The sequence below is a fragment of the Paenibacillus tianmuensis genome (genome assembly GCF_900100345.1).
Lineage (GTDB): Bacteria > Bacillota > Bacilli > Paenibacillales > NBRC-103111 > Paenibacillus_G > Paenibacillus_G tianmuensis.
The window spans coordinates 300516-316889 of the sequence record NZ_FMTT01000001.1; the positions used below are offsets into that span (position 1 = coordinate 300516).

Below are 16374 nucleotides of genomic sequence, written 5' to 3' on the forward strand. Positions count from 1 at the left end.
GAAGCAGTGAAAATGGGAGCGACGGAACGCCGCAAAAAAATTCAGGCCATTACGGTTTTATCTGTTCTGGGCGTGCTGATTGTGCTTGCTTTTCTTGTCAGCATGAACACCGGATACACCCGGCTGTCGCCGCTCGATGTCATCCGAACGCTGTTCGGTGCGGGTACGGCGAAGCAGGAGCTCATTTTGTTTGATTTCCGGCTTCCCCGCATCGTCATCTCGGTGCTGATCGGCGCGGGCCTTGCCGTTTCGGGGTGTATTTTACAGGGGCTGTCCCGCAATGCGCTGGCCGATCCGGGCATTCTGGGGATCAATGCCGGCGCAGGCTTGATGGTCGTGCTCTTTATTTCGTTTTTCCCGTCGAAGACGGCAGCGCCGGTTTTATTACTGCCGATTCTTGCTTTCGTCGGGGCAGGCATCACCGCGGCCATCATTTACGGACTGGCCTACAAGAAGCACGAAGGCTTGTCGCCGACAAGAATGGTTCTTACCGGGATTGCCGTCGCAGCAGGCATCAGCGCCTTAATGGTGGTGCTGACGCTGCGGTTGAACCCGCAAAATTACCAATTCGTCGCCGTCTGGCTGGCGGGAAGCATCTGGGGTTCGAACTGGAAGTTTGTCACCTCTCTTCTGCCGTGGCTGATCGTGCTGCTGCCTTATGTGTTTTACAAAGCCAGAGTACTTAATGTGATCAATCTCGGGGAACAGATGGCGACCGGCTTGGGCGCTCCCGTTGAGAAGGAACGGCTCGGCCTGCTTGCCGCTTCCGTCGGGATTGCCGGCGCTTGCGTCGCGGTAGGGGGAGGCATCGGCTTTGTAGGCTTGCTTGGTCCGCATCTGGCCCGGCGTCTGATCGGTCCGAGGCACGAAATACTGCTTCCGGCCTCGGCCTTGGTCGGCGGCCTGCTGATGATCGTCGCCGATACGATTGCACGAGTCATTATTCAGCCTACGGAGATTCCTACCGGAATTGTCGTCGCGATCATCGGTGCACCGTATTTTCTTTACTTGCTTGCGAGAGCAAGATAAATCGAATGTACCCAAGTAGTGGTTTGGAGGAGAGTCGTTCCGATGAGAAAATCAAAGTTTACCTGCATCGCCGTGTTTTTACTAATCCTGATCGTGATCGCAGGCTGCGGGTCCAATTCACCCGATGCCAAGCAGGCCGCTTCCACCGATAGTTCCGGCGCGAAACCGGCGGCGGAGCGCGTCTACAAGCACGCGATGGGCGAGGCGAAAATTCCCGTTAAGCCGGAAAAGGTCGTCACGCTCCAATATGTCAGCCAGCTCCTGTCCATTGGCGTCAAGCCTCTTGGCGGCCCGGCCAATCTCCTTAAGGATCTCGGAGAGAAAGCGGCGGTAATTGAAAATATCGGCGAAGGCGGGAAGTACAATTTCGAAAAAATATTGGAGCTCCAGCCGGAGTTAATCATCACCGGGGACGTCGAACAGGAGACGTACGATAAATTGTCCAAAATCGCTCCGACGGTCGTCGTTCCGTGGATGAATCACGACGTGTTCGGTCATGTCAAGGTTATGGGCGATATCATGAACCGCCAGAGTGAAGCCGAAGCTTGGAGCACGGCGTTTCGTGCTAAGTTCCAAGCGGTGCGCGAGCAGCTTCAGAGCATTATCGAACCGGGAAAAACGGCGGCGATCTATAACATTCGCCCGAAGGAAATCTACGTGTACGGTGTACGGAATTTCGGCTTCACCATCTACAAGGCGCTGGAGCTGACGCCTCCGCCACCGGTGAAGAAAGAAATCGAGAAGGACCCGAACTTCTGGGCTGTTCCGGTATCCTTGGAGCAGCTTCCGGAGTATGCCTCCGATTATTTGTTTGTGTCGACATTTGGCGATGACGATTCCAAGAAGCGGCTGGATGAAATTTCGAAAACCGCACTATGGGCGAATCTGCCTGCCGTCAAAAACAACCGGGTATACATGTTGAATCTCGATACATGGTTCGGTTACACACCGCATGATATCGAGAAGCAGCTGCAGGAGATTGTGTCTCTGATCAAAAAGTCGTAAGTCTAATTCATAGGAAAGACCGCCGAGTCCGGCGGTCTTTTGCGTATTTGCTATTATTTCTGCTGGATCATCATATTCCATAATTCCTTCGAATCGTAGCCGAGGCGCCAAGCGGCCACGCCGGCCAATTCGTATTTTTTGGCGATGTCGATCCGCGCTTTGACGGTCCCTTCGTTTTCCAGCCAGAAGACGTTATTGAAGCCGTCCTGCTCGTACTCGACCTTGTACTGATTGAAGCGGTTGTCCCAGCTGAGCTTCGCTTGCTTGGAATTGATGAGGCCGGTCAAGTCCTTCATCAGCAGCGCGCGATTGCTGTCCAGCTTGCCGGATTTGTCGACCTTCCACTCCCGTACATAGAACGGAATTCCCATGATCAGCTTGTCACGCGGAATGCCGTAGGACAGGAATTCCTGCACGCCTTGTTCGACCCAAGGCAGACCGGCCACGGAACCCGGTTCGGTGCTGCCTTTCCAATAATGGTCGTAGGTCATCGTGATGACGTAGTCGACGATCTGACCGAGCTTCTCGTGCTCGAACGCGGCTTTTGCATTCCATGCGGCGCTGCCCCTGGGCAGGTCGACCGAGATGACAAGTCCTTTCTGATGGGTCGCATCCGCGATTTCCTTCATGAACGTCGTGAAGGCAGAGCGGTCCGTGCCTGCGACGCTTTCGAAGTCGATGTTCAGTCCGTCCGCTCCGATGGCGACGGCTTTATCGACCAACGCGGAAATGAACTTGCTGCGGGCCTGCGCGGAGGCAAGAAATTGCGTCGTCATCGCCGTATCGAACTGGTTGTTGACAAGCGGATGCACGGAATACCCCTGCTTCTTCAGCCAAGCGACGGTTTCTTTGTTCGAGCTGTCGGTCAAATTGCCTGAACCGTCGGCAAGCTGAAAGTAGGTGGGGGAGATAACATCCAGCCCCGAGGTGTTGCTCACCTGGCTGCGGATCGTGGCGTCGCTGGAGCTTCCGTTCCAGCCCCAGAACTGCAGATCGCGAAGGTTTTTCCAAATGCTGGACCCATCGTCGTACAGTCGAATAGAGGCGTTGGAATAGCCCATGGCGTAGGATAGAGCGCCGCCAATCGTAGAGAAGTCCGCAACCCATTTGTCTTTTTGAAACACTTGATAATACGGATAATTATTCCATATGACGCGTGCGGTGCCGTCAAGTCCTGCCGCTTCGTCATCGGTGATTCGGGTATGATCGAACTGCTTGGCGTATGCGATCGCCTCGTCAATGCTTAGGAACGAATTCAGCAGCTTTTCGAACTGGTACACTTTATACGGTCTGACGTTGGAGTATACGACCTTGCCCGTTTCCGTGTTCACAATCTTCGAATCGCTCAAGCGAAGCGATTCGTTTATGGCATCCTCTATGTAAGCAAACTTCCAATTCTCAGCGGAGTATGTACCTTGATAGATTTGATAAATTTTGCTGCCGCTGCGCAGCTCCGTCTTGCGGCTGGCCGGAATGTTGTCCCATACCCAGCGGTGCGTGCCAAGCTCGACGATATGGGCATTGCCCCATTTTTTTGCTTCGGCGATCGCTTGGTTCAACGTTTCAAAGATCCAGGAATCCTTCGTAATATCGTCGCCTTGGTAGACGCGGTACTTCGGGTAATTGTTCCATACCCAGCCGCCGGATTGCAGGTCGCGTACGCTGGCATGTCCCCAATTGGACGCTTCGCGTATCGCCTGATCCAAGCTGGCATATTCCCATTTGGAAGAGCTGTTGCCGTTCTGGTATACCTTGTAGCGGGGGTAGTTGTGCCATACCCATTTACGGTTGCCGATCTCTTCGACGTGGCTGTCCGCGAACTGCCTGGCGTAATTTTCGGCGGACTTGTAATCGGACGTCTCCAGCAGCATGGTGGTATCCTGATAGACGCGGAACTTGGATGTCTTGTCGGCTGCCAAAACAGAGTCCGCGGAGGAGAGGAAGAGCGTTATAACAGACAACGTCAGCAGGGTGTTGCGCTTCAACATGCATCAGCCTCTTTCTGGTCAGTCTACTCTATTAAACGTTGGAAGAGGCTCGAAGTTGCAAGGAAAATAATAGAATCCTGATTAGGCGGCCATTGGAGAAAAAAAACAACCCTCCAAGCCATGGCTTGAAGGGTCGTTCGGAAGGTTCAACTGATATCGGCGACGATTTCGTCTTCCAGCACGAGCTGGATTTGATCCCGGAACACGCGGATATTTTGCTCCTTGAGCAGGTAGCGCTCGATCGCTTCCAGCATATTGGCGGCGATCAGGATCTGGCTGCGGCCTTCGGCGTTTACTTCTGCGGAGAAGCCATGGTCCTCGTCCCACATGAGCTCCACTTCGACTTGCGACGGATGAATCTGCTTTCGTTCGGCGATATTCAGGCATATCGCATTGATAATTTCTTGTTCCGATAGTCGCATACTAATAACCTCTTTACCCTTTATTAAAGTTGCTTCGGTTCTTCCTTCAACTTCTTACGGTCGCGGAAGTAGACGAAAATTTTGCGGATGACGACGAACAGCACAACAACCGCAAGCACGTTTACCATCATGCCGAGCAAGTCGCCGAGGAAGCCCATGCCGCCGAACAGACCTCCGAAGAGAAGACCCGCCAGACCGCCGATCATCAAGCCTTTCATTAGACCACCGCTGAAAAAGCCCGGTTTCGTTGCCGGCGTCGCCGGCGTGCCAGCTGGCGATTTGGAAGCGGCCGGCTCGGTTTTATTGACACCGTTGTTCGGCGTTTGCGTGGTATTGGAACTGCTTGGCGTGTAGCTTTTTTTCGAGGACTTGTACCCCTTGGCATCGACCATACCGGGCGCGGTGAATGAAAACACCAGCATGCAAGCCATCAAAATGAGAGACAACTTCTTCAACATCTTTTTGCATCCTCCATTAAATATATTAGACTCCTTGCATTAGGTTACTACGTATAATGTGGGCGATGGTTTCAGAATTTAAACGAACTTGCTACAATAAGAAGAGGAAAAGATCATTTCTATGAACAGAGGGATGTTGCAATGCCTAATTATACCGAAGCGTATATTCAATATTTGGTCCACTTCCATGCGGAGCGCGATTTTTTCGAATGCCACGAGGTGATGGAAGAATACTGGAAGGAGCATCCGGAAGATCCTTGCAGCGAGGCTTGCGTCGGGCTGATTCAAGTGGCTGTATCGCTATACCATCAGCGGCGGGGTAATCGGGCTGGGGCGGTCAAAATGCTTGCGAGCTCGCTCCGACGGCTCAAAGACGAGCAGTTGGAGCAGCTCGGCATCGACGCGGCCGAATTCCGGCTGCGTCTGCAGGCGCGTCTGCGTGAGCTGGAACAGGTCGGTTTTGTCTATACCGATCTGGATATTCCGCTGCAGGACGAGGCGCTGAACGTCTTATGCCGGGATGCTGCCGCTCAAGCGCAAGTCGAATGGGGACAGCCGAGCAACTTGAACGATACGTATCTCATCCATAAGCATACGCTGCGCGACCGCAGCGACGTCGTAGCGGAGCGGGAGATGCAGAAGCAGCTCAGAATGGAGCGCAGGACGATGGGGGACGGCGTATGAGCCGGATGCCCCTAAGCGGCGATCCACAGAAAATTATGGTTGTGGACGACGAGCCGCATATCGTCGAAGTCATACGGCTTTATCTGGAGCACGCGGGTTATGTTCCCCTTCCGCACTTTCGGGGCGGAGAGGTGCTGGAGCGGGTGAAGGCCGAAGCGCCCGACCTTGTGCTGCTGGACGTCATGCTGCCTGACGTATCGGGCTTCGAGCTGTGCAGCCAGATCCGCAAGCTGCCGGGAGCGCAAGGCGCTACACCGATTATTTTCCTGACCGCCAAGGGCGAGTCGATCGATAAGCTGCGCGGCTTTAGCCTCGGGGTGGACGATTATATCGTCAAGCCATTCGACCCGAACGAAATGGTTGCGCGGATCAAGGCCGTCCTGCGGCGCGCCGGGCAGCTGGGAACCGCTCTGCCGGTACCCGAAGAGCATGCCTCGAAGCCGTTGGAGGTCGGCAATTTAACCATTGATCTGGATCAGTACAAGGTAAGCTTAAACGGAAGCAGAGTCGACTTGACACCCAAAGAGATCGAGCTGCTGCACTTTTTGGCCGCCAGCCCCGGCAGGGTATACACCCGCGAGGATCTGCTCGGGTACGTGTGGAACTTCGATTTCAGCGGTGGAACCCGAACCGTGGATGCCCACGTGAAAAATTTGCGCAAGAAGCTCGGCTCCCATGAGGCCTGGACGATTCAAACGCTGTGGGGCATCGGGTACTCGTTCGAGGTGCGCGGGACATGATCAAGCAGTGGCTGCGTAGCCTGTATATTCAAATCTTTCTTTCCTTTCTCGCCACGTGCGTGCTTGTGTTCGTAGGTCTGGCCGTGTTTTGGAATTCTTATTTTACCGATTTTTTCTATAAGGACAAAAAAGAGCTGCTGCGCTCACGTGCCGCCGAAGTCGTCAAGCTGTTGCCCACGTTTCAGGAGGGGACGCTTTCCACAAGAGAACTGCGGCTCGGCAGCCGCATCATCGGCCGCAGCATGAACGGCTCGGTATGGCTGGTCGATGCGAAAGGCACGGTGTTGAACGGTTCGTCGGACCGGGAGGGAACGACGATTCCGAAGCTGCTTGAACCGTTGCTCGCTGAAGGACTTAAAGGTAGGAGCGGGTATTCGGCAGGGCATTACAAAGTCGATCCGTACGGCGGGGAAGGGCAGCTGGCCTATTACACGCCCGAAGAGCTCAACGGCCAGCCGATCGTCATCATGATGCTCGTCCCTGCGCTGGAAAGCAGCGAAGCGCTAAAGGCCATCCGCTGGAATATTTTCGTTCCGCTGCTATTCTCTTTGGTTGCCGTAGGGGTTATCCTTTTCATCTTGTCGCGCAAGCTGGCCGGTCCCCTTCAGCAAATGAACCATGCGGCGCTTGAAGTGGCGAACGGCGACTTTTCAACGAGAGCACCAGTCTCGTCCAACGACGAGGTCGGCGAGCTAGCGCGCAGCTTTAACTTCATGGTCGGTCAGCTGGAGCAGTGGGACGACAACCGCCAGGAGTTCCTGGCCAACGTATCGCATGAGCTGCGGTCGCCGCTGACGTCGCTGCGTGGGCTGATCGTCGCGATGAACGACCGGGTCATTCCGCCCGAGAAATTCTCGCATTATTTGAAAATATGCGATCATGAGGTGCAGCGGCTGCAGCGGCTCGTAGACGACCTGCTCGACTTGGCCCGCATTCAGAACGGAACTGACGTCTTCCGGACGCGACCCGTTGCGCTGCCGGCCAAGGTGAGCGAGGTGCTGGAACTGGTACAGAGTGCCGCTTCTGACAAACGGCTGCATATACGCTTGATCGCCCCCATGCCGGGAACGCCGCCGCTACGGTGCGAGCTTGATCCGGACCGCTTTGCGCAAATTTTGCTCAACCTGCTATATAACGCGATCCGGTTCACGCCTTCCGGGGGAACGATTACCGTCGAGCTTGCCGCCGAAGGAGAGGAGGCCGTCATCGTCGTGCGCGATACGGGGATTGGCATGAGTGAAAGCGAGCTGCTTCGGATCTGGGACCGGTTCTACAAGGCGGAGCCGTCGCGCTCCGGCGATTCGGACGGCACCGGGCTCGGTCTGACCATCGTCAAGCATCTCGTCACGGGGATGAAAGGGTCGATTGCGGCAGCAAGCGAGCTCGGGAAAGGAACGGAGTTCCGGATCGCTTTCCCGCTTCTCCCCCCGGATCGCTTTGGGAGCTGATGGGACTGCTGGAAATGATGCGCCTTGTGAAATAGCGAAAAACAAGCTAAGATTTAAAAACGTCAGCCTAACCAACTTGGAACCGGCTAAATAGAGAAATAAGAAGGTAGAACAGGAAGGACGAAGTGCGAATGCCGAATTTACTATCCCAGATCATGGAGTACAACCGCTCGTTTGTCGAGCAGCAAAAGTACGAGCCCTACTTAACCTCAAAGTTTCCGGATCGGAAATTCGTCATTCTTACTTGCATGGATACGCGTCTGATCGAACTTCTTCCGGCCAGCATGAATATTAAGAACGGCGATGTGAAGATGATTAAAACGGCCGGAGGCGTCGTCTCGACTCCGTTCGGCGGCATCATGCGCAGTATTATCGTGGCGATCTATGAGCTGGGTGCGGACGAAGTGCTTGTCATCGGCCATCACGATTGCGGGATGAGCCACATGAACCCGGATCGCGTGAAGGAGAAGTTTGTGGCGCGGGGAATTAAAGAGGAGACGCTCAAAACGCTGGAATATTCGGGCATGAACCTCGAACGGTGGCTGCGGGGCTTCGAAGATGTCAACGAAAGCGTCAAAAGCAGTGTAAATCTGATCAAGAACCATCCGCTCGTGCCGAACATCCCGATTCACGGGCTTGTCATCGACCCTTCGACCGGCAAGCTGGATGTCATCGTCGGCGGCTATTAAGCCGTTCCCGGAACGAAAAAGGTGAGAAGGCCACCCGCCTTCTCACCGGTTCGCGACGGCATTGCGTTTATCAATCAGCCGCATGCTCGCATTGTAGATTTGTCCGCTGCTTTTCAAGATAAAGCAGTAGCCGCTCACTTGATAGTCTACCGTCATATTTTCCTCGAAAAACACCTCGTGCTTCCGGTCCATCAGCACTTCGAACGGCTCCCCCGGCACAATAAAATCGTTCCGGTCCGGCTCGTCCGTGATCCACAGCGTCGGCACGCCGCTGACCGCGCACCCGCAGCCCTCCGCATCGTAGACAAGCTTCAGCCGTCCGCTCGCTTGCCGGTCCAGAATGCGCCGGATTTCCGCTACCGCACTTTCCGTAAAGATGATTCGCATCTCACGTCACACTCCTTTCCTTTTTATCATACCTCATTTCGGCGATATTTGCTTCTGCTCTGCGAACGCAGTATGATCAATGTATATCTTTGGAAAGGGGAATGCCCGTTGTCGACAGGAAATCTGGAAGCTAAATTGACGGAATTCAAACAATATCTGAAAAAGATGAAAAGCTACGAGGAAGCCGTCGGACTCATTTATTGGGACATGCGCACCGGCGCGCCGAAAAAAGGAATTGCGGCAAGGTCCGAAGTCGTCGGCGAGCTGTCCGGCGAGATGTTCAAAATGTCGGTGTCGGACGAAATGGGCTCGTTTTTGGACTACTTCACTTCGTCCGGGGTACAGTCGGAGCTGTCGAATATCGACCGCAGAATTGTAAGCGAATGCAAGAAGGATTACGATCGCAGCAAAAAAATTCCGCCGAAGCTGTATCAGGAATATGTGGTGCTCACCTCGCGGGCGGAATCGGCTTGGGAAGATGCGAAGCATCAGGCCGATTTTCCGGGCTTCCAGCCATACTTGGAAAAAATCGTCGATATGAACCTGCAGTTCATCGACCTGTGGGGCTATGAAGGACACAAGTACAACACGCTGCTTGATGCTTACGAGCCGGGCATGACCGTAGAGAAGCTCGATCAAGTGTTCGGTGCACTGCGCGAGCAGGTCGTTCCCTTGCTGTCGGCGATTCAGGAGTCGGCTCACAAGCCGGAAACCGGCTTCTTGAAGCAGACGTTCGACAAGGACAAGCAAAAGAAGTTCAGCTTATACATATTGGAGCAGATGGGCTACGATTTCGAAGCGGGACGCCTGGACGAAACCGTCCATCCGTTTGCGACCGGCCTGAACCCGGGCGACGTGCGGATTACGACGCGCTACCTGCTGAACGATGTGAACAGCGCGCTGTTCGGAACGATTCACGAGGGCGGGCATGCGCTCTATGAGCAGAACATTTCGATGGACTTGCTCGGTACGCCGCTGTGCACGGGAACGTCGATGGGCATTCACGAATCGCAGTCGCGCTTCTGGGAAAATATGATCGGACGCGGCCGCCCGTTCTGGAACCGTTACTTCCCCGAGCTGCAAAAAAATTACGCCGGCCAGTTCGACAAGGTAAGCGTAGAAGATTTTTACCGCGCCACGAACGAGGTGAAGACGTCGCTCATCCGGATCGAAGCCGACGAGCTGACGTACAACCTGCATATTATGGTAAGGTATGAGATCGAGAAGGCGCTGTTCAGCGGGGCGGTGAAGGTTGCCGACCTGCCGGAGGTATGGAACGAGAAATACCGGGAGTACCTCGGCATCGTGCCTTCCCATAACGGCGAAGGGGTGCTGCAGGACGTGCATTGGTCGGGCGGCTCGTTCGGCTACTTCCCGTCGTACGCACTGGGTAATATGTACGCCGCGCAAATTAAACGCACGCTGGAGCTGGAGCTCGGCAACGTGGACGAGCTGGTTCGCGAGGGCAATCTGATTCCGATCAAGTCTTGGCTGGCGGATAAAATATATCAATACGGCAAAAGCCAGACGCCGACGGAAATCATTACCCGGGTGACAGGCGAGGAGTTGGACCCGTCCTACTTGGTCGATTATTTGCGCGTGAAATATTCCGATATTTATAAGCTTTAATCCAACTGCGGGGACACGGTCCCCGCTTTTTTATTTCCTTGAGTGTAACTTTTGGGGTATTTTACCAGTCTATTCTTAGTAAGACGATTTTTTGTTTCTCCGAAGGGAACAGACGACAAGGAGGCGACAGGGTATGCACAAGGAACTTCAAGCGGACATTGCCATTATCGGCGGAGGTGTCGGAGGCTGCGCGGCCGCGTTGGCGGCCGCCCGAATGGGAAGACAGGTCATCATGACCGAGGAGACGGAGTGGATCGGCGGGCAGTTGACCAGTCAGGCCGTTCCGCCCGACGAGCACCTATGGATCGAACAATTCGGCTGCACCCGCAGCTATCGAGAATTTCGCGACGGGGTGCGCACCTATTATAAGACAAAGTTTCCGCTGACCGCAGAGGCGCGCGCGGTCTATTACTTAAACCCCGGCAACGGCGGCGTGAGCCGACTTGGTGCGGAGCCGAGAGCCTATTTGGCCGTTCTGCAAGACATGCTGGCCCCCTACGTACACAGCGGCAGGCTCATTATCATGACCCGGCACCGGCCCGTTGCGGCCGAGACGGACGGCGACCGTGTCCGGTCGGTTACCGTAATCGGGGAGACGGGTCACCGGCATACGATTCGCGCCGCATATATTTTGGATGCGACCGAGACGGGCGAGCTGCTCCCGCTGACCTGCGCGGAATATGTGACGGGCGCCGAATCGAAGCAGCAGACGGGCGAGCCCCATGCGCTGGACGGTGCGCCCGATCCGCGGGACATTCAGGCGTTTACCCACTGCTTCGCCATGGATTACAAGGAAGGCGAGAACCATGTAATCGATAAACCGAAGGATTACAACTTCTGGCGAAACTACCGGGCAGATTTTTGGCCGGACAAGCAGCTTAGCTGGGTTTCGCCCGATCCGCGCACATTGAAGCCTGTGGAGGACACGTTGTTTTGGGGTACGAATAAATATCCGCTGTTTTACTACCGGCAAATCGTCGACAAAGCAAATTTCGCGCTCGGCACGTTTCCGAGCAACATCACGGTAGTGAATTGGTCGCAGAACGATTATTGGCTCGGCAACGTGTACGACGTGAAACCGGAGGAAGCGCAGAAGCATGCGCGGCAGGCGAAGCAGCTCAGCTTGTCGCTCCTGTACTGGCTGCAAACGGAAGCTCCCCGCCCGGACGGAGGGGCAGGTTATCCCGGTCTGCGGCTGCGGCCGGATGTGGTCGGTACGGAGGACGGATTGGCGAAATATCCGTATATCCGGGAGTCCAGACGCATCCGCGCGGAGTTCACCGTGCTGGAGCAGCATGTGAGCGCAGCGGTGCGCGGCGAGCAGGGGGCGGCGCCGTTCCCGGATTCCGTAGGAGTCGGCTGCTACCGGATCGACCTGCATCCCAGCATGACGGGCCGCAATTATCTCGACATCTCGTCGCTGCCGTTTCAAATCCCGCTTGGCAGTCTGATTCCGGTCCGGCTGGAAAACCTGCTGCCGGCCTGCAAAAATCTCGGCACGACGCATATTACGAACGGCTGCTTTCGGCTGCATCCCGTGGAATGGAACATCGGGGAGGCTGCGGGGGCGCTGGCCGCTTTTTGCCTGCAAAACGGCTACCAGCCCCGCGAAGTGCGGAATACGCCGGCCAAGCTCGAAGTGTTCCAGAAAGCGCTTGTCAATCAAGGCTTTGAATTGGCATGGCCGAAAATAACCGCCGTTTAACGAACTTGATACGAATCGAATGCTGCTTCGAGGCTGTTTCTGCGGATCTTCCGTGGAAGCGGCCTTTTTTTGGCTTCTGCAGACATCTGCTCTCACCATTTTCTAGGCGCGTTCATATGCTGTCATATCTAAAGTTCGTCATGCGTTAAGACGCTGACAGGGAGGGACTGGCCTATGAAAACAAGGCGTCTGAGGAGAGCGGCGGCACTTATACTTGTGTTGGCGCTTGCGGCGTGCGCGACGCTCGCAGGCTGCGGTCCGAAGAAAAGCGGGGAGCGGGTGAAGGTGCGGATCGGCGAGGTGACCCGGTCAATCTTCTATGCGCCGGAATACGTGGCGTTGGAGAAAGGATTTTTCAAAGAACAGGGGCTCGATATCGAGCTGACGACGACGTTCGGCGGCGATAAAACGATGACGACGCTGCTGTCAGGCGGGATCGACGTCGCGCTGGTCGGCTCCGAGACTTCGATCTACGTGCATCAGCAAGGTACGGGCGACCCGGTCGTCAACTTCTCGCAATTGACGCAAACCGACGGAACGTTTCTCGTGGCGCGCAAGCCGCCCGAAGGCTCATTCGACTGGAACAAGCTGAAGGGCTCAACCTTCCTCGGCCAGCGCAAGGGCGGGATGCCACAGATGGCAGGCGAATTTACGCTGAAGAAGCACGGTATCGATCTCCAGAACGATTTGAACCTGCTCCAGAACGTGGAGTTCGCCAACATTCCGACCGCTTTCGCATCGGGCACGGGGGACTACGTGCAGCTGTTCGAGCCGCAGGCCTCGATGTTCGAGAAGCAGGGGAAAGGCTACGTCGTCGCTTCCTTCGGGGTAGAGAGCGGCAAGCTGCCTTATACGGTGTTCATGGCGAAAAAGAGCTACATCGATAAGAACACGGATGCGATCCAAAAATTCGCCAATGCCGTGCAAAAAGCGCAAAATTGGGTGCAGCAAAGCAGCGTGGACGACATTGCGACGGCCATCGCTCCTTACTTCCAGGAAACGGATAAAGATATCGTTCGCAGCGTAATCAAGCGCTACAAGGACCAAGGCTCGTTTGCCGCCGACGGCATCGTCGACGAACAGGAGTGGAACAACCTGCAGGATGTGATGGAAGCGGCCGGGGAGCTCAAGAAGCGCGCCGATTTCAACACGCTCGTTAACAATCAACTTGCGGAAAAAGCGAAACAAAACATGAAGTAGTGCCTGTAGCCGTCATGGTCGACGAGGGCGCGACAGCGCTTCGGGATTGCCGTTGCAGGGGCTTGAGGGCTCGCTGCGGATACGTCACTTTGAAGAGCTGTCAGGCGTCCTCCCACTGTCTCACAGGCTAAGCGCACAAGGAGGGAAGGCCGTATGTATGCCGTGGAGCTGGACGGCGTTTCACAAGTATATGTCAACCGCAAAGGCGCGTTCGTCGCGCTGCAGGATGTGCAGCTCGCGATCGCGCCGGGCGAATTCGTCAGTCTCATCGGCCCGAGCGGCTGCGGGAAGACGACCGTGCTGTCGCTAATCAGCGGCTTGCTGACGCCGACTTCGGGAACGGTGCGGGTGTTCGGCGAACGGATTCAAAAACCAACTCCGCAAGTCGGATATATGCTCCAGCAGGATTATTTATTCCCTTGGCGAACGATCTTCGAGAACGCCTCCATCGGTCTCGAATTGCTCGGACGCTTGAATGCCGCCACCCGTCAATATGTGCTGGATTTGCTGGACGAAATGGGGCTTGGCGGCTATGCTGACCGTTATCCGCACCAGTTGTCCGGCGGCATGCGCCAACGGGTCGCGCTGGTGCGGACGCTTGCGGCGGAACCGGACATCCTGCTGCTGGATGAGCCGTTCTCGGCTCTGGATTACCAGACCAAGCTCCAACTGGAGGATTTGATCTCTGCGACATTGAAGGCACGCGGCAAGACCGCCGTGCTTGTCACCCATGACATCACCGAAGCGATTGCAATGAGCGACAGGATTGTCGTGCTCCAGCCGAATCCCGGACGTGTGCTGACCGAGGCCATTGTGCCGGAGGCTATTCGGGAAGCCCAGCCGCTGCATGCCCGCGAGGTTGTGGGCTTTCACGAATTGTTCCGCGAGCTGTGGGGGCGGTTCGAGCAGATGGATGGGAAAGGAGGCGGGGGACATGGACCGGCGGAAATCTGAGGAGGCGAAGGCAAGCGGGAGTTTATCGTATGCGGCTGTTAAAGGAGCCGGCGAACCGTCCGAACGTCCGGAGGATGGGGCTGCAAAGGCCGACGGCTTAACGTCAGGAGCAGTACGATCCGAAAGCTTGGCCGGGCAAGTGTACGCGCAATTTCGTCGGAGCGAGCGCAAGCTGACGACATCCGTGCGCCTGACCCAGTTGGCGCTGCTGATCTTGTTTTTCGTGGGCTGGGAAACGGCAAGCCGATTGCAGTGGATTGACGGGCTTCTCTTCAGCTCTCCGACGCGCGTGTGGGGGCTGCTGGTTGAGAAAACGGCGGACGGTACGCTGCTCGTGCATACATGGACTACCGTGTGGGAGACGATCGTCGGCTTCGTGCTCGGCACGCTTCTCGGTACCGCAATCGCTGCACTCATCTGGTATTCGCCGTTTCTCTCCCGCGTGCTCGATCCGTATATCGTCGTCCTGAACAGCCTGCCTAAGGTGGCGCTCGGACCTTTGTTTATCGTTGCGCTCGGCCCGGGCATGCTGTCGATCATCGCGACAACGCTCTCGATTACCGTAATCATCACAATTTTGGTCGTGTATAACAGCTTCCGCGAGGTGGACCCGAATCTGCTCAAGGTAGTACGGATTTTCGGGGGAAATCGGAGCACGGTTTTCCGAAAGGTAATTTTGCCCGCCTCGTATCCGACCATCGTATCCACGCTCAAAGTAAACGTGGGGCTCTCCTGGGTCGGGGTCATCGTCGGCGAGTTTCTCGTTTCCAAGGAAGGGCTCGGCTATTTGATCATCTATGGTTTTCAGGTGTTCAACTTTACGCTTGTGATTGGCAGCGTTCTTCTTATTGCCGTGGTCGCGACCCTCATGTATCAAACTGTTGTCTATTTGGAAGGGAAGCTGACGGTACAATCGTGAAAAGGTTCCCAAAAACAAAAGATTATCGACAAACGAGTTTCACTCGTTGAGGATTTTGTCGAAAAACGGTAAGATGTGGGTACATTATCTGTATAATAATTTTTAGCGACTATGATCGTTGTCGAAGCGAGGAACGCAGCCCATGGGATTTCGAGTCATCAAAACCGCGCTGGCGGTTATCGTATCCATTTTTTTGGCGCAGACGCTCGGATTGCAGTCCCCCCTTTCGGCGGGGCTGCTCGCGGTGTTAGGCGTCGACGTAACGAAAAAGAGAGGACTTCAGACGTCGTTTCAGCGCATTGCGGCCTCGATTGTCGGGTTGTTTTTCGGCGCCGGGCTGTTTTGGGCGCTTGGCTTTCACGTGTGGGTGATCGGCGTATTTATTTTGGTGCTGTACCCGATTTTGAGCCGGTTAAAGCTGAAGGAAGGCATTGTTACCGGCTCGGTCGTCATGTTCCATGTGTTTGCCTCCGGCCGGGTCAGCGCAGAGCTGCTGCTGAACGAGATCGCCCTGCTCCTTGTCGGGCTCGGCACGGCGACGCTGATCAACATTGGCTATATGCCCAGAGAGGACAAGCTGCTGCAGGAATACAAGCAGCGGGTGGAGCAGCTTTTCTCGCAAATATTTTTGGAACTCTCGCACCATCTGCGAGACAACGACTACATATGGAGCGGTGCGGAGCTGCTGGAGGCGGACGATACGATCCGCAAGGCGACTCAGGCCGCCCAGCGCGCGAACGAGAACAATTTGTTCGCTGGGGGACCCAACTGGTCGGTTTACTTTTATATGAGGGAACGGCAGTTGGACGCGATCCAGCGAATGGTGCAGCTCGTCGCCCGCATCTACCAGACGCTGCCGCACGGCGAGCTATTGGCTCTGGTGTTCAACGGGCTGACGGAGGATGTCAAAGTACCTTATTATACGGGGCGGAGCGAGAAAAAGCTGAACGAGCTGGAGCAGCAATTCCGATCCATGCCGCTGCCGGCCACGCGGGAGGAATTCGAGGTTCGCGCCGCGCTGCTGCAGCTGGTAGAAGAGCTGAAAGTGTACTTGTCCGTCGCCAAAAAAGAAAAGCGGCCCATGGAGGAACCGCTGGGGAGAGCCTGATTCTGTTAA

The 16374-nt window shown here is 55.5% G+C and carries 16 protein-coding genes; 12 read left to right on the top strand and 4 right to left on the bottom strand.

Annotated features, from left to right (window positions below; genetic code table 11):
• Positions 1-12: 12 nt before the first annotated feature.
• Both BLO51_RS01580 and BLO51_RS01585 read left to right on the top strand, forming a co-directional pair.
• Positions 13-1029, top strand: coding sequence for a FecCD family ABC transporter permease (locus BLO51_RS01580; protein ID WP_425415794.1), 1017 nt, complete (start codon positions 13-15; stop codon positions 1027-1029).
• A gap of 42 nt (positions 1030-1071) precedes the next feature.
• Entirely contained in the window at positions 1072-2034 is a 963-nt protein-coding gene (locus BLO51_RS01585) for an ABC transporter substrate-binding protein (protein ID WP_090666086.1), read from the top strand.
• A gap of 53 nt (positions 2035-2087) precedes the next feature.
• Here the strand turns inward: BLO51_RS01585 and BLO51_RS01590 are convergent, their stop codons facing one another.
• From BLO51_RS01590 to BLO51_RS01600, 3 genes are all read right to left on the bottom strand, one after another.
• The gene (locus tag BLO51_RS01590) at positions 2088-4022 is read right to left on the bottom strand and encodes a glycosyl hydrolase family 18 protein (protein ID WP_174551173.1); all 1935 of its coding nucleotides are present in this window, start codon (positions 4020-4022) and stop codon (positions 2088-2090) included.
• 146 nt (positions 4023-4168) lie between these two features.
• Entirely contained in the window at positions 4169-4444 is a 276-nt protein-coding gene (locus BLO51_RS01595) for a YxcD family protein (RefSeq protein ID WP_090666088.1), read from the bottom strand.
• Between the two features lie 23 nt (positions 4445-4467).
• Positions 4468-4902 carry a hypothetical protein gene (locus tag BLO51_RS01600; RefSeq protein ID WP_090666090.1) on the bottom strand — a complete coding sequence of 145 codons (435 nt, stop codon included), beginning with the start codon at positions 4900-4902 and terminating at the stop codon, positions 4468-4470.
• Positions 4903-5043: 141 nt separating this feature from the next.
• Between BLO51_RS01600 and BLO51_RS01605 the strand changes: the two genes are divergently transcribed.
• From BLO51_RS01605 to BLO51_RS01620, 4 genes are all read left to right on the top strand, one after another.
• Complete coding sequence (locus BLO51_RS01605; RefSeq protein WP_090666091.1) at positions 5044-5586, top strand: DUF309 domain-containing protein; 543 nt, start codon at positions 5044-5046, stop codon at positions 5584-5586.
• On the top strand, positions 5583-6326 hold the full coding sequence (locus tag BLO51_RS01610; protein ID WP_090666094.1) for a response regulator transcription factor: 744 nt from the start codon (positions 5583-5585) through the stop codon (positions 6324-6326). The genes BLO51_RS01605 and BLO51_RS01610 overlap by 4 nt, the downstream gene beginning before the upstream one ends.
• A complete protein-coding gene (locus tag BLO51_RS01615; RefSeq protein WP_090666096.1) occupies positions 6323-7774 on the top strand; it encodes a sensor histidine kinase in 1452 nt (483 codons plus the stop codon). The genes BLO51_RS01610 and BLO51_RS01615 overlap by 4 nt, the downstream gene beginning before the upstream one ends.
• Positions 7775-7905: 131 nt before the next feature.
• Positions 7906-8463 carry a beta-class carbonic anhydrase gene (locus BLO51_RS01620; protein ID WP_090666099.1) on the top strand — a complete coding sequence of 186 codons (558 nt, stop codon included), beginning with the start codon at positions 7906-7908 and terminating at the stop codon, positions 8461-8463.
• A 42-nt stretch (positions 8464-8505) separates the two neighbouring features.
• Here BLO51_RS01620 and BLO51_RS01625 read toward each other — a convergent pair whose 3' ends face one another.
• Complete coding sequence (locus BLO51_RS01625) at positions 8506-8850, bottom strand: iron-sulfur cluster biosynthesis family protein (protein ID WP_090666101.1); 345 nt, start codon at positions 8848-8850, stop codon at positions 8506-8508.
• 108 nt (positions 8851-8958) lie between these two features.
• Between BLO51_RS01625 and BLO51_RS01630 the strand changes: the two genes are divergently transcribed.
• From BLO51_RS01630 to BLO51_RS01655, 6 genes are all read left to right on the top strand, one after another.
• On the top strand, positions 8959-10479 hold the full coding sequence (locus BLO51_RS01630) for a carboxypeptidase M32 (RefSeq protein WP_090666103.1): 1521 nt from the start codon (positions 8959-8961) through the stop codon (positions 10477-10479).
• A gap of 133 nt (positions 10480-10612) precedes the next feature.
• Positions 10613-12184 carry an FAD-dependent oxidoreductase gene (locus tag BLO51_RS01635; RefSeq protein WP_090666105.1) on the top strand — a complete coding sequence of 524 codons (1572 nt, stop codon included), beginning with the start codon at positions 10613-10615 and terminating at the stop codon, positions 12182-12184.
• Positions 12185-12358: 174 nt separating this feature from the next.
• Complete coding sequence (locus tag BLO51_RS01640; RefSeq protein ID WP_090666107.1) at positions 12359-13384, top strand: ABC transporter substrate-binding protein; 1026 nt, start codon at positions 12359-12361, stop codon at positions 13382-13384.
• A 153-nt stretch (positions 13385-13537) separates the two neighbouring features.
• Complete coding sequence (locus tag BLO51_RS01645; protein WP_090666109.1) at positions 13538-14338, top strand: ABC transporter ATP-binding protein; 801 nt, start codon at positions 13538-13540, stop codon at positions 14336-14338.
• Entirely contained in the window at positions 14319-15257 is a 939-nt protein-coding gene (locus BLO51_RS01650; RefSeq protein ID WP_245719485.1) for an ABC transporter permease, read from the top strand. Before BLO51_RS01645 ends, BLO51_RS01650 begins: the two co-directional genes overlap by 20 nt.
• 142 nt (positions 15258-15399) lie before the next feature.
• On the top strand, positions 15400-16365 hold the full coding sequence (locus BLO51_RS01655; RefSeq protein WP_090666111.1) for an aromatic acid exporter family protein: 966 nt from the start codon (positions 15400-15402) through the stop codon (positions 16363-16365).
• The last annotated feature ends 9 nt before the right edge of the window (positions 16366-16374 follow it).

What these genes read in the sequence shown, in the direction of transcription:
- BLO51_RS01620 (WP_090666099.1), top strand. Translation starts at nt 7,906, where the DNA reads ATGCCGAATTTACTATCCCAGATCATGGAGTACAACCGCTCGTTTGTC.
- BLO51_RS01580 (WP_425415794.1), top strand. Translation starts at nt 13, where the DNA reads ATGGGAGCGACGGAACGCCGCAAAAAAATTCAGGCCATTACGGTTTTA.
- BLO51_RS01655 (WP_090666111.1), top strand. Translation starts at nt 15,400, where the DNA reads ATGGGATTTCGAGTCATCAAAACCGCGCTGGCGGTTATCGTATCCATT.
- BLO51_RS01590 (WP_174551173.1), bottom strand. Translation starts at nt 4,022, where the DNA reads ATGTTGAAGCGCAACACCCTGCTGACGTTGTCTGTTATAACGCTCTTC.
- BLO51_RS01635 (WP_090666105.1), top strand. Translation starts at nt 10,613, where the DNA reads ATGCACAAGGAACTTCAAGCGGACATTGCCATTATCGGCGGAGGTGTC.
- BLO51_RS01645 (WP_090666109.1), top strand. Translation starts at nt 13,538, where the DNA reads ATGTATGCCGTGGAGCTGGACGGCGTTTCACAAGTATATGTCAACCGC.
- BLO51_RS01650 (WP_245719485.1), top strand. Translation starts at nt 14,319, where the DNA reads ATGGACCGGCGGAAATCTGAGGAGGCGAAGGCAAGCGGGAGTTTATCG.
- BLO51_RS01585 (WP_090666086.1), top strand. Translation starts at nt 1,072, where the DNA reads ATGAGAAAATCAAAGTTTACCTGCATCGCCGTGTTTTTACTAATCCTG.
- BLO51_RS01615 (WP_090666096.1), top strand. Translation starts at nt 6,323, where the DNA reads ATGATCAAGCAGTGGCTGCGTAGCCTGTATATTCAAATCTTTCTTTCC.
- BLO51_RS01600 (WP_090666090.1), bottom strand. Translation starts at nt 4,902, where the DNA reads ATGTTGAAGAAGTTGTCTCTCATTTTGATGGCTTGCATGCTGGTGTTT.
- BLO51_RS01625 (WP_090666101.1), bottom strand. Translation starts at nt 8,850, where the DNA reads ATGCGAATCATCTTTACGGAAAGTGCGGTAGCGGAAATCCGGCGCATT.
- BLO51_RS01610 (WP_090666094.1), top strand. Translation starts at nt 5,583, where the DNA reads ATGAGCCGGATGCCCCTAAGCGGCGATCCACAGAAAATTATGGTTGTG.
- BLO51_RS01605 (WP_090666091.1), top strand. Translation starts at nt 5,044, where the DNA reads ATGCCTAATTATACCGAAGCGTATATTCAATATTTGGTCCACTTCCAT.
- BLO51_RS01640 (WP_090666107.1), top strand. Translation starts at nt 12,359, where the DNA reads ATGAAAACAAGGCGTCTGAGGAGAGCGGCGGCACTTATACTTGTGTTG.
- BLO51_RS01595 (WP_090666088.1), bottom strand. Translation starts at nt 4,444, where the DNA reads ATGCGACTATCGGAACAAGAAATTATCAATGCGATATGCCTGAATATC.